Source organism: Spirosoma sp. 48-14 (assembly GCF_001898575.1).
Classification (GTDB): Bacteria; Bacteroidota; Bacteroidia; order Cytophagales; family Spirosomataceae; genus Spirosoma.
Window position 1 is genome coordinate 62,193 of record NZ_MKUD01000025.1, and the last position, 10,359, is coordinate 72,551.

Consider the following 10,359-nt stretch of genomic DNA (forward strand, 5'->3'; position numbering starts at 1 on the left):
TCCACTTTCCAAAATCCCGAATATATGAATTGAGTCTAGCGGAAATTGGAAAGTAGACCGAGGGTACATTTTTAGGATTGGAAAGTAGTTTGGTTCATTAAAAGTAATCCAGTTCAAAGTCGCTACCCCCGTTATAAAAACCCCTGCCCCCTTTCAGTTTCCATAATAGGTAATAGTCCACTGTGTCCGACAGGTGGGTGGCCAGTTCCTGGTCTACCTTGCTGCTCTCACTCTGTTTGTTCTTCGTGTAGTCGGTGTTCAATGGGCTGTTGTCCATGCTGATCACCGTAGCCTTACACCGTATCCCATCCACCCGTACCCGAACCAGCTCTACACTACGCTCAGCAAATACGTTGTTAATGTCCTTGAACTTGTCGATATGGGGAGGGTTATAATTCAACGGCTCCACAGAAACCACCCATCCAGAAGCCTCCAAAATTTCGGCCACCTGCTCAAACATCGATTTTGTAGAACCTGCCGATTTATTCTTCCCATTACGGTCACCCGTCAGAACTACCTCTTTTAAGGCATGCCCCTCATACTCGGCGGCTATCTGGGTGGCCAGCGTCTGGGCCATTGTCATGGCCACCCCATCGGCATCGATGCCCGGCTCCTTACAATATAGGTTATCCACCAGCCTAGCCAGCGTTCGATTACTCTGCCAGATTGTACCGCTGGTAAAATGGGCGTTAAAGTCCAGACTTATCTCCAGCGCCTGATGTGGGTTGTATAATAAGCCATCGGGAAAGCAGGCCCGCCCCTCATGCTCCTCGCTTTCCTCACGGATCACATGAATATGATGCTGAAATGACGGGTAAAAGTTGTGGGGCATTTTGGAAAGTCGCTTTCCTTCTACTTCCACCTCATACTCCAGCTTGGTCAGGCTCTTTTTCAGCGTGTCCAGATAATCCCCTGGAAGAAACGCTAAATTATCGCGGGTCTTTACTTCCAGAAAGAAGTATTTTTCAGGCTCTTTTTTGGCCAGCTCCTCAATCTCGTACATCCACTGACCGCCCAAATCCCAGGGAGGGCTCGAAAAGACAGCCAGCATATGGTGAAACGTCGAATCATACACCCCTACATTGGCCCGGAGCGTGGGCAGTACAACTTTGAGCCAATCCTTTTTAAAATTGAGCCCTTCATCGATCACGTATAAATCATAGTTGGCTCCCCGGTTTTCGGCAGCGGCCAGTTTAAAACTTTCAAACTCGATCACAAAACCATTGGGAAAACTGATGCAGTTCTCCCAAATGTCAGGCGCTTCGTGGGGCCGCTCGAAATGTTCGGGTGGTTCCCGCCAAAGCACAAAACAGCCCTCACCAGTCTTAAAATTATATTCGGAAATGCCGTGACGTTTCCAGCCCGCTTTTAAGCCCGAGGTGAGTTTGGATTTAGCCTTTTTGATAGTCGGAACACCCCACCCACATTTAGCCCTTGGTAATTCATCCGAGGCCAGGTACAGGAAATCGGAAAGCGTGATGGACTTCCCCGAACCCCGCCCCCCGATCATGCCCGCTATTTTAAAATGATGGCTAAAAACAGCCTGTAAAAAGGTGGCCTGTTTTTCGTTGACTTCCACCACCAGCTCATCCACCCCGCTATCCACTAATTTCATAATTCGTATTTTCCACGTCCCCGCTGGAGGGGCCGTTGTTTACGGTGAGTTGTTTTACTTTGAAGACCACTTTGGAAGGCTTTTTATACGTCTCCGTATCCACCACTTTCTGGTTATCGTAAGCGCCATCGATCTTAGCGGCTTCTTTCAGCAAAAGCGAATAATTATAAAAATCGTCGACGTCCAGGGCTTTCTTAGCCGCTTCCCGGAACATCTCCGCATAAAGGTATTTTACTCCCTCTTTTTCGCGGCCTTGCCGTAATTCAGCAAATACGGCATAGGCTAGCGCTAAAATCTCCCGTGCCCTTCGCTCTTGTATAGATCGGCTATTTTTGAGCATGGCCAAAACCTGACTATCGGTATGGCCTTGTTTTAACCAGGCTCGGGCCGAATCGATTTTATCCCAGGTATCCCATTGTGACGGATTGAGTTCCGTTCCGTCTAAGAGATGCTGCTGGTAAACGGTGAGCTCATCCCGTACTTTCTCCAGGTATTTGTTATTGCTCTTTAGCTGCTTCATAGCTGATTAATCTTAAATCCTCTTCATATTGGTTTTTGATGGCCAGAAGCCGGGCCAGTTCCTGCTGCCAGAGGGCTACTTTAGCGTGGTCAGGTTTCTCCGCCAGCTTACTCTCGTATTTAGAAATATTCACCCGTGTTTTTTGGAGCTCCAGCTTAATCTCGGCTTGGCTGAGTCCACTGGTGGCCATCGTCGGCTTTGCCACTGGCTCAGCTCGTCGTTTCTGGCCAGTCTGTAGTTCGTAGCGTACATCTTTCCAGCGTTCCCGGATTTCCAGAATTTGGGCCACTACGGATTTACGGCCTTCCACATCATCAGGCGCAAAATCAGCCAGGGTATTACTTAAAAGAGCAGCCTGCTGGTGGAGTTCTTCGCTCTCCAGCAATAGCTGCTCTTTGCCCGGATCGATACCGGATTCGTTAGCCAGGTTAGTGGCCAGTGGGGTTAACTGTTTTTTTTTGCTGCTGGAACGGGCGATTTTGCAGAACTCACCATTTTTTCGAGTTCGCCAATTTTCAGTTCTTTCTCAATAAGCTGGTCCTTTAGAGTCGCATTTTCATGTAAAAGCGCCTGATAGTTCGCCGTGACCGTTGCTAATTGCTCGGCCAACTCATGCCCGTTCTCTGAATCATCGACGGGCTGAGGGCTTGCCACTGGCTGCTCCTGACGTTCGGCTTCTGCGGCTTGCTCGTACTCAGTTTGCGCCTTCTCCCAGGCTGCTTTTTTGTGGTCTACCTGGTCAGCATTATAGGCCATTTCGGCCAGTTGAGCCGCTGCCAATAATTGGGTGAGTGCTACTTTCATCGTATTTGTCGAAAAATAAAGTTTAGATACTCCTTAAGCCACTTTTGCTGATTTGGCTAAATTTTCGGTAGCCATCTCCACTACCTGCACATATACCCCTGGATACGTTGCCTGGATCATCTCGGCATCCGCTATGGCCATGCTTTCGCCAATGATCACACTGCGCTCCCCAAAACCGAATTTAATGCCCGTCGAATCGTTTAAAATCTCTACTTTTTTTGCCATTGTCGTCTTTAGATAAGTGAATGAATGATTGAGTGCGTTAGCTATTCCTCATTCATTCATTGGTTGATTAATTTTACGCTACTGTAACCCCTGGAATGGTCACTGAATCGGCCAGCGGTACGTAGCCGAACATATACCCATCCTGTTTGGCTTTTAGCGTCCATTCGCGTCGGTCACTGCCTTTTGCTCCCGAGGTGTGGGTAATTTCAAACTGGATACCCAGGAACGAGGAACCTACCACCACACGTTTGCCATCGGTCAGGATCACTACCGCTACGCACTCGGTATTCAGTAGTTTATCGATAGCCGCTACCTGCTCTTTGTTGTAGCCCGCTATTTTCACGTCCAGGCTCTGCTCCCAACTCTGGTAACCCGTGGCCCCTTTCAAGGCCTGGTCAATCTTGAGCGAGTTGTCCGACACCTGCACTTCTACGAAAGTGGGGACGGGTATACCCGTTGCCAGGGTGGGCGCGACAGCCGATTCACCCCCAACAATATCCGCCCGTTTGGGCCATTCCGCCGTAAACTGATCGGTCGGCATTAAGAATAGCCTCCGCCCACCACCAGGGTTGGCTAGCTGTTGGGCCGTGCGCGGAATAGCCGCCAGGGTGGCTAGCGCCAGGCCCGTCGAATCATACAGCCATATACCCGTAGCCGCCTGAAACAGATAAGCCGTTAGGGGCATCGCGGCCACTCCGACCAGTACGTTTTGGGTACTGGTCGCTACCAAGGCACCCATGGCCAGAATGACCAGACTCATTAAAAACTTCGCAATCTTCATTGATACTTGCTGTTTGAACTAGAGTGATAAGAAGGGGAATAAAACAAGGGTGAACCCGTCAATTGACGGATTCACCCATTTAAACTTTGTCGTTTAAGAAGGTGAATTTGCCAAACCCGTAATCGAAGCCTACGCTCATCCGAATGTTGATTTTGATGGCTTTCACATCTTTTACAACCGTCAACGTGTAGGCGCTCACATCTTCGTTACACACAAAGTTCAGGTTTGAGCCTGGCGTAATAACCATTGTCGATTTGCCCGTCAGGCCCACATCTGGTGTAATGACGATATTCTCGTAACCATCCACCTGCCGCATCACCTCGTTAGGTCGTACCAGGTTTGGAAATTTCGCCTGGCGTCGGCGGTTGATACTACGGGCCATTCCTGGCGAACAACGCAGTTGCAAGGGAATTTCCAGCATGGCCTGGTTTGTCGTTTCCACCGTCTGACAAAGCCCTATCACCTGTTCATAGCTGTTGGTGTCGTCAACGGTGGTAGCCGACGTAAACACGTTGCCAGCCGGAATATCCCCGCCCGCCTGGCGGCCCGTGGTCAGTTTGGACAGCAACCCAGTAATGGCGTAAATAGCGCCCGTATTGGCAGCATTCTTCACGGCTTTCCAACTTGCCTTTTCAATCAGGTTAGCCCGTGCGGTGCGTAGAATCTGCTCCAGAAAGAAAACCTCAAAGGGATTGGCCAGTACATCTTTTTCCGAGCTTAAGCCTTTCACGTACTGCAAATACGAACGGTACAGCGTTTGAATTTCGCCCGTGGTGAATTGCAGATCGATGTCCACATCTTCAAACGTAGGCACCCGTGCCCCAAACTGGAGCGCTCCTTGGCTTGGGGTAAAATCGTCGGATGCCGCCCGGAGAATATCCATAATCTGGAGGTTCACCAGCGGGCTCTTGTTGTCGGTCACTAGGAGCTGGTAGAGTTCCCGGATTTTGGCCTCACCATCCGTTAGTACATCGGTGATAATCTCTTTTTTGCCGTCAAAAACCTGCATTAAGGCCGATGGCAGTTTACTAAAATCGTACCCTGTTGTTTGTGCCATTTAAAATGGAGTTGTTAAAATTAGATTGTTGTTTACTGAAAAATTGAGTGATTGATTGAATGAGCGATTGAGTGATTTTGGTATATCTATTCGCTCAATCACTCAATCGCTCATTCAATCAATCACCCCTTGTGTTTGCGGAATACGGCCAGCGCCTGGGCGTTGTAGTCGGTCATTTCTGGTCCTCCGTTTTGGTTAGTCGCATCGGCGTCGGGGAGTTGAGCGCCTACACCTGCCTGTTTCTCGAACCAGGCTTTGTATTTATCCCGGTCGGCTTCGGCGGTGGTCAGCGAGTTCTGGAGCGTGGTTTTATCGCCTTCCAGCGTAGTCTTTTCGCTTTGCAGAGTATTGAGTGAAGCCTGGAGCGTATCCCGTTCGCCTTCCAGGTTGGTAACCTGGCTCTGGAGCCCGCTTATTTTCTCCTGGAGTTCCAGGGCTTCGTTAGTAAATTGGTTGTGCTCATCAGTCGAGAGCTTTTCGGAAATAGCTTTTTCTGACTTGCCGAAAAAGGAGGCCATAAACGTGGCCAGCGTCTGCTTTACTTGTGCCATAGGCGTTTGTGAATTGGTTGAAAATGAATGAGTGAGTGAAGGCTGGCGCAATCAATTACTCAATTGTAAGGCTCGTTTGATGGCTCCCTGGAGGGTTCCCTTCTGATCGGCCAGACCGAGCGCAATACCTTTCGATGGCCCGTACATTTTGGCCGACTTCCATTCGTCGGAAGTCAGCAGGCCCGCCCGGCCCCGGCGAACATAGCCCGCAAACTCTTTTTGGCATCCGTCCAGCATCTCCTGGATTTCCTGCCGGTCGTCGTTGGAAAGCGGCTCGATGCCGTTAATTCGGGCTTTGTCTACGCTTTCGGTGGCCCGGAATATTTCCACCTGATAGCCTTCCTTCTCCAACGCCTGGCTTTGATCGGTGTACACCATCAGCGTACCGATGGAACCAATTACCTGTAGGGGTGAATCTTCCAGCCATATCTCAGTGGCCTGGCTGGCAATGAAGTAGGCAGCACTCGCACAAAACGATGTCCAGACCATCACTACCTTTTTGGTGGCCCGTACCGCATCGGCAAACGCCCGTAAACCATCCACCGAGCCGCCCCCCGAATCGATCTTTAGCAGAATGGCCCGTACAGCTTCGGAGCGGTCGGCAGCGGCCAGAATGCCCGCTAAATCCTCATACCCCCAATTGCACATGCCGTAGCGGGTTAGTGTACCTACAATGGAAATCACACAAACCCCATCCACAGTGTAGGCGCTGGCGATATAGTCGTAATAGGCCATTGAGCCCGCCATCACCGGCTGCTTACTGGCTTTCAATCTGGCCTCTATGGACTTGGCCGGATGGTCTGAAAAGAAAGACGTAGAAAGAGGGGATTTGCCTGCCAGGATTCGGGCGTTGATGATACCATGCATCCGCAGGGCAAACGACTCCTCCAGGCACCAAAGCCCCGTTAAATTGACAAAGTTCATTAGCGGTCCGACGTATCGGGTATTTACTGCCATCCATTGGCATTATGGCAGCAAAGGTGGCTTTAGCCACTGCCACCCGAAAGGACATAAAAAAGCCAGTTCTGGAAAGAATCGGCTAGTTGTATACCCATTGTTTTGCTTACTTTGTAGCTATTATAATTCGATTTCCCTTAAGGATAAGGAGGCTAAATACACATCATCTATGAAAAATAAATTTCTATTTTTTTGCCTATTACTTATACTTTCTAACCTATGGTTATCAAGCTGCAAACACACAGACAGCCCCGCCCACAACCTACCACCATCACCCTTCACTGTAAGGGTTGCTCTATCAGCTAATGGCAATGATGCTCATTTATCCTGGGACCGAGCCAAAGACCCCAATGGTGATCCAGTAGTTTATTCAGTCTTTTTTAAAGATACACTAGTAAAAAACTTGACTGACACTACATTTATTATTTCCAATATAGGCTATAATATTACAGTTCCTGGAAGTGTAATTGCAAAAGATAATCATGGTGCTTCGACTTCAACAAGCTTCACAATCACAGTGGGAGACAATCCTTATACTGAAATACCTGATGAAAACTTTGAAAAATCATTAATAAAACTTAAAATAGATGACACATTAGACAGAAAATTATTAATATCAAGTGCATTAAAAGTTAGCGATTTAATCTTGATTGCCGAATGGGGAAAAGAAATAAAAGACTTAACAGGTATTGAAGCATTTAAAAATCTTAAATATTTAAACTGTTATGGTCAAAGTCTGCCATCTGTTAACTTAAGCAGCAATACCGACTTAACTACTTTAGTTATTCCTCAGAATAGATTAAAAAATTTAGATTTATCAAAAAATGAAAACCTCCAAATACTTGACTGTGGACAAAACCAACTAACCAGTTTAGATCTTTCAAAAAATAAATTATTGCAGTCGTTAAATTGTCAATATAACTTTAATATACCGGTTTTAGACTTAACACAGAATTCAAGTCTAACGGTTGTAAACTGCGCTGGCATTCACCTAAATGACTTAAATACTACTAAGCTGCCATTTCTAAAAAAACTAATTTGTTACGTCAATAATTTCACTAGTTTGGATCTAAGTAAAAATAAAGATCTACAAGAATTAGACTGTTCAGCCACTCGTTTATCTACTTTAGATTTGAGCAACAATATTAATTTAACCAGCCTAAATTGCAGTTATACTAATTTAAATAATTTGGATGTCAGCCAAAATACGCTCCTACAAACTTTAGATTGTCATTATGATAAGGGACTAACATACCTAAATTTCGGAAAAATTCAATCAATAGTTTCTATTGATTGCTCTATGTCCTTCTTATCAAAATTAGATGTTTATAGTTGCAAAAATTTGCAAACCCTAAATTGTAGTAGTAATCTATTATCGAGTTTAAACTTAACAACTAATTCATTTTTACAAACATTAAACTGTTCATTTAATAAAATTAGCAGTTTAGATTTAGCGACTAATACAAATTTGCAAGACCTAGACTGTTCTTTTAATCAACTAACGACTTTGGATTTGAGAACAAATACTTTGATTAAAACGCTCGATAGTATAGGCAACAATATACAGGTTATTTGTTTGGCCAATTTGGCTCTAGTTAAAAGTAATTGGACAAAAAATAGCTCAGCTGTTTATCAAATTTGTATGTGATATAATTATATAGTTTAATTTCCCTTCGGAATGACTTCTAGTAAATTTCCCATAAAAGGATAACCGTTTGAACTTGGTTACGGGTTCGCTGAAAATCGCGTTTTTTATTGAATACATATCAAGAATTTAATAGTGAATTAAGAAAGAAAATTACCAGGAATTAAGACCCGCCCTGCGCCAACCGCCTGCTACTTTCACATATATATAGTTTTGATCCCAGGCGATTTGACCTGTTTGTCCGTTGGCGTCGCTGGAGCTGGTTGGCGTATAGGCCGTTTCAAGTCGGAGTTGCTGGTGGCCCGTGGCGGCTTTTATATGTAGCTTAGACGTAGGGACTGCGGTATTGATGCCCATATTGCCATTGGCATCTATTCGTAGGTATTCAGGGTAGGTGCCACCGCCCCAGCCTTCAATCACAAATGCGTCGACGTCACCGGGGCTCCCAATTCGCCAGGCAGCAAGGCCAAACTGGCTAAACAGAAATTTAACCCCGTTTCTTCCGGTTACAGAATGTTGATTTTCAATCGCAATAACCACTCCATTTGCCGGATTATCTTGGGCTGCGTGTACTCGGCATATTGGTGATGAATGACCTACACCTACATTACCGCTGCCCATAATGCGCATGAGTTCAATGCTGGTTGCTGGAGAGGTTCCTGCATAAAATACGTGGCTGCTTGCTGAATCACCTATTTGGTAGCGTAACGTGGCATTGTTTATGCCGAAACCATAGTAATTATGATCGTTCGTGTCAGCACCGTATAAAGCGATTCGTCGGTTAGCCATTGCGTTGGGGAACTTCAATATATTGGTCACGGTGAAATCAGCGGGCTGTTTTGACCAGACCCAGGCCCCCCACGGGTTACCCTGCCATTTTTGCCGAACAAACACTGAGGTGTCTCCATTATCAATATACATCTGCACCATATTACCAGCAGTGGCTCGAAAAACGAGTAACGTCCCAAATGTAAACGCTCCAGGAAAGGTAACCCCTGGCCCGTGTCCGGTGGCGAGCCAACCAGAACCCCCGCCAAACGTATAAGTACCAACTGCGGTTAAGCCATCAAAATCTGTTGCGGCTGGATCATATATGGCATTAGCGTTGGCGAAAGGAACCCCTGCAATTGAAAAACTATCGGTTTGCAGAGCCGCCCCTGATCCATCCAGGGAGCTACGGCCAACCACCACTTTACCCGCTCGGTACACATCATCCACATTCGTGGCCGGTGCATTATTGGTGCCGACTTTGTACCAAGTCGATAGATTACCATTGATGGCCCCTTTTACCCAATCGATCAATTGATAAAGCACATAGCGAACAAAAGCCGCTTTAGTTGGCCGTACCCTACCAGGTGCAGCATCTTGAATATTGGAATCAATCAGATTTTTTAAACCTGTGTCGTCAGGTGCTGCCATTCGATTTGTTGTTGTTTGTTAAGCATTAAAGGAGAAATCAAAACTTAAGTCAAAATCCACGTCGGCAAACAGCTCAGACGTGTTATACCTTTCCAGAAACCAGGCCGGGTGCCAACACCGCCCGGTTAGTTTCAGGCTTACCGAGTTTTCGGCATTGATCGCCCTGGCCGTTCCCATTCTAAGGCCATTGCCAGGTTCACCCGCAACATACGCCAGCCCGTTCCGATCCAGCCAGAGCGCTAGCCAGCGTTTTCCCTGGTTCAGATAAATCCAGTGTAGCAGCATAGGCTGGTTTTTGGGAATAGTAGCCGACAGTTCCAGGCTCCAGGCTGTTCCGGCTCCTTCTTGACCCGGCTCCGACGTTTCGGTAAACGTGCATCCCCCTGGAGGAAAGATCAGCTCGGTTATAGCAGCTCCACCAGCAGCGGCCAGACCGTAACGGGAAACCGTATACGGATCGCTGGTAGTAGGCCCATCCATGCCGGGCCCGTCTCCTGGTGGTAAGAGGGCCAGTACGGCATCTATGGGCAAAAGCTTAAGCCTAGCCACCTGGCCCGCGTTCGGCTGTTGTCGATAGGTTGGTAAGGTTTGTTCTGATAGTATCATCAGCCCAAAAGTAGCAGCCTGGCGCCCCTGCCAAAAGGACGTATTTTACAGGGTAAGAGAAAATAAAAAAAGGCCTCTACGTTAAATAGAGGCCTTTTTTAAGGGTAAGTAGCCCGGCCCAAACTGCACGAATCCGGCCTAAACGGGCTATATCCGGCCCAAACTGCGCACAGCCGGAC

12 protein-coding genes are annotated in these 10,359 nt (G+C 47.1%); 1 reads left to right on the forward strand and 11 read right to left on the reverse strand.

What is annotated here, in order from left to right; genetic code table 11:
* Nucleotides 1-97: 97 nt before the first annotated feature.
* From BGO59_RS15025 to BGO59_RS15065, 9 genes are all read right to left on the reverse strand, one after another.
* On the reverse strand, nucleotides 98-1,615 hold the full coding sequence (locus BGO59_RS15025; RefSeq protein ID WP_293684440.1) for a terminase family protein: 1,518 nt from the start codon (nucleotides 1,613-1,615) through the stop codon (nucleotides 98-100).
* A complete protein-coding gene (locus BGO59_RS15030) occupies nucleotides 1,599-2,135 on the reverse strand; it encodes a hypothetical protein (protein WP_293684441.1) in 537 nt (178 codons plus the stop codon). Before BGO59_RS15030 ends, BGO59_RS15025 begins: the two co-directional genes overlap by 17 nt.
* Entirely contained in the window at nucleotides 2,113-2,520 is a 408-nt protein-coding gene (locus BGO59_RS15035; RefSeq protein ID WP_293684442.1) for a hypothetical protein, read from the reverse strand. The genes BGO59_RS15030 and BGO59_RS15035 overlap by 23 nt, the downstream gene beginning before the upstream one ends.
* Nucleotides 2,521-2,579: 59 nt before the next feature.
* Nucleotides 2,580-2,939 (reverse strand): hypothetical protein, encoded by a 360-nt coding sequence (locus tag BGO59_RS15040; RefSeq protein WP_293684443.1) that lies wholly within the window; start codon nucleotides 2,937-2,939, stop codon nucleotides 2,580-2,582.
* Between the two features lie 33 nt (nucleotides 2,940-2,972).
* Nucleotides 2,973-3,164 (reverse strand): hypothetical protein, encoded by a 192-nt coding sequence (locus BGO59_RS15045; protein ID WP_293684444.1) that lies wholly within the window; start codon nucleotides 3,162-3,164, stop codon nucleotides 2,973-2,975.
* A gap of 73 nt (nucleotides 3,165-3,237) precedes the next feature.
* Nucleotides 3,238-3,945, reverse strand: a complete 708-nt coding sequence (locus BGO59_RS15050; protein ID WP_293684445.1) for a hypothetical protein — start codon at nucleotides 3,943-3,945, stop codon at nucleotides 3,238-3,240.
* Nucleotides 3,946-4,024: 79 nt separating this feature from the next.
* Nucleotides 4,025-5,002, reverse strand: a complete 978-nt coding sequence (locus BGO59_RS15055; RefSeq protein ID WP_293684446.1) for a hypothetical protein — start codon at nucleotides 5,000-5,002, stop codon at nucleotides 4,025-4,027.
* Nucleotides 5,003-5,124: 122 nt separating this feature from the next.
* On the reverse strand, nucleotides 5,125-5,553 hold the full coding sequence (locus tag BGO59_RS15060; RefSeq protein ID WP_293684447.1) for a hypothetical protein: 429 nt from the start codon (nucleotides 5,551-5,553) through the stop codon (nucleotides 5,125-5,127).
* A 51-nt stretch (nucleotides 5,554-5,604) separates the two neighbouring features.
* Nucleotides 5,605-6,477 (reverse strand): S49 family peptidase, encoded by an 873-nt coding sequence (locus tag BGO59_RS15065; protein ID WP_293684448.1) that lies wholly within the window; start codon nucleotides 6,475-6,477, stop codon nucleotides 5,605-5,607.
* A 202-nt stretch (nucleotides 6,478-6,679) separates the two neighbouring features.
* Here BGO59_RS15065 and BGO59_RS15070 point away from each other — a divergent pair, with 202 nt between their 5' ends.
* Nucleotides 6,680-8,158 (forward strand): hypothetical protein, encoded by a 1,479-nt coding sequence (locus BGO59_RS15070; protein WP_293684449.1) that lies wholly within the window; start codon nucleotides 6,680-6,682, stop codon nucleotides 8,156-8,158.
* A gap of 150 nt (nucleotides 8,159-8,308) precedes the next feature.
* Here BGO59_RS15070 and BGO59_RS15075 read toward each other — a convergent pair whose 3' ends face one another.
* Together BGO59_RS15075 and BGO59_RS15080 are read right to left on the reverse strand one after the other, a co-directional pair.
* Nucleotides 8,309-9,574: a pyocin knob domain-containing protein gene (locus BGO59_RS15075; RefSeq protein ID WP_293684450.1), complete on the reverse strand. Its 1,266-nt coding sequence runs from the start codon at nucleotides 9,572-9,574 to the stop codon at nucleotides 8,309-8,311.
* Between the two features lie 18 nt (nucleotides 9,575-9,592).
* Complete coding sequence (locus tag BGO59_RS15080) at nucleotides 9,593-10,180, reverse strand: hypothetical protein (RefSeq protein ID WP_293684451.1); 588 nt, start codon at nucleotides 10,178-10,180, stop codon at nucleotides 9,593-9,595.
* Between the last annotated feature and the right edge of the window lie 179 nt (nucleotides 10,181-10,359).

Coding starts and splice junctions, on each gene's coding strand:
- BGO59_RS15025 (WP_293684440.1), bottom strand. CDS start 1,615: ATGAAATTAGTGGATAGCGGGGTGGATGAGCTGGTGGTGGAAGTCAAC.
- BGO59_RS15030 (WP_293684441.1), bottom strand. CDS start 2,135: ATGAAGCAGCTAAAGAGCAATAACAAATACCTGGAGAAAGTACGGGAT.
- BGO59_RS15040 (WP_293684443.1), bottom strand. CDS start 2,939: ATGAAAGTAGCACTCACCCAATTATTGGCAGCGGCTCAACTGGCCGAA.
- BGO59_RS15045 (WP_293684444.1), bottom strand. CDS start 3,164: ATGGCAAAAAAAGTAGAGATTTTAAACGATTCGACGGGCATTAAATTC.
- BGO59_RS15050 (WP_293684445.1), bottom strand. CDS start 3,945: ATGAAGATTGCGAAGTTTTTAATGAGTCTGGTCATTCTGGCCATGGGT.
- BGO59_RS15055 (WP_293684446.1), bottom strand. CDS start 5,002: ATGGCACAAACAACAGGGTACGATTTTAGTAAACTGCCATCGGCCTTA.
- BGO59_RS15060 (WP_293684447.1), bottom strand. CDS start 5,553: ATGGCACAAGTAAAGCAGACGCTGGCCACGTTTATGGCCTCCTTTTTC.
- BGO59_RS15065 (WP_293684448.1), bottom strand. CDS start 6,477: ATGAACTTTGTCAATTTAACGGGGCTTTGGTGCCTGGAGGAGTCGTTT.
- BGO59_RS15070 (WP_293684449.1), top strand. CDS start 6,680: ATGAAAAATAAATTTCTATTTTTTTGCCTATTACTTATACTTTCTAAC.
- BGO59_RS15075 (WP_293684450.1), bottom strand. CDS start 9,574: ATGGCAGCACCTGACGACACAGGTTTAAAAAATCTGATTGATTCCAAT.
- BGO59_RS15080 (WP_293684451.1), bottom strand. CDS start 10,180: ATGATACTATCAGAACAAACCTTACCAACCTATCGACAACAGCCGAAC.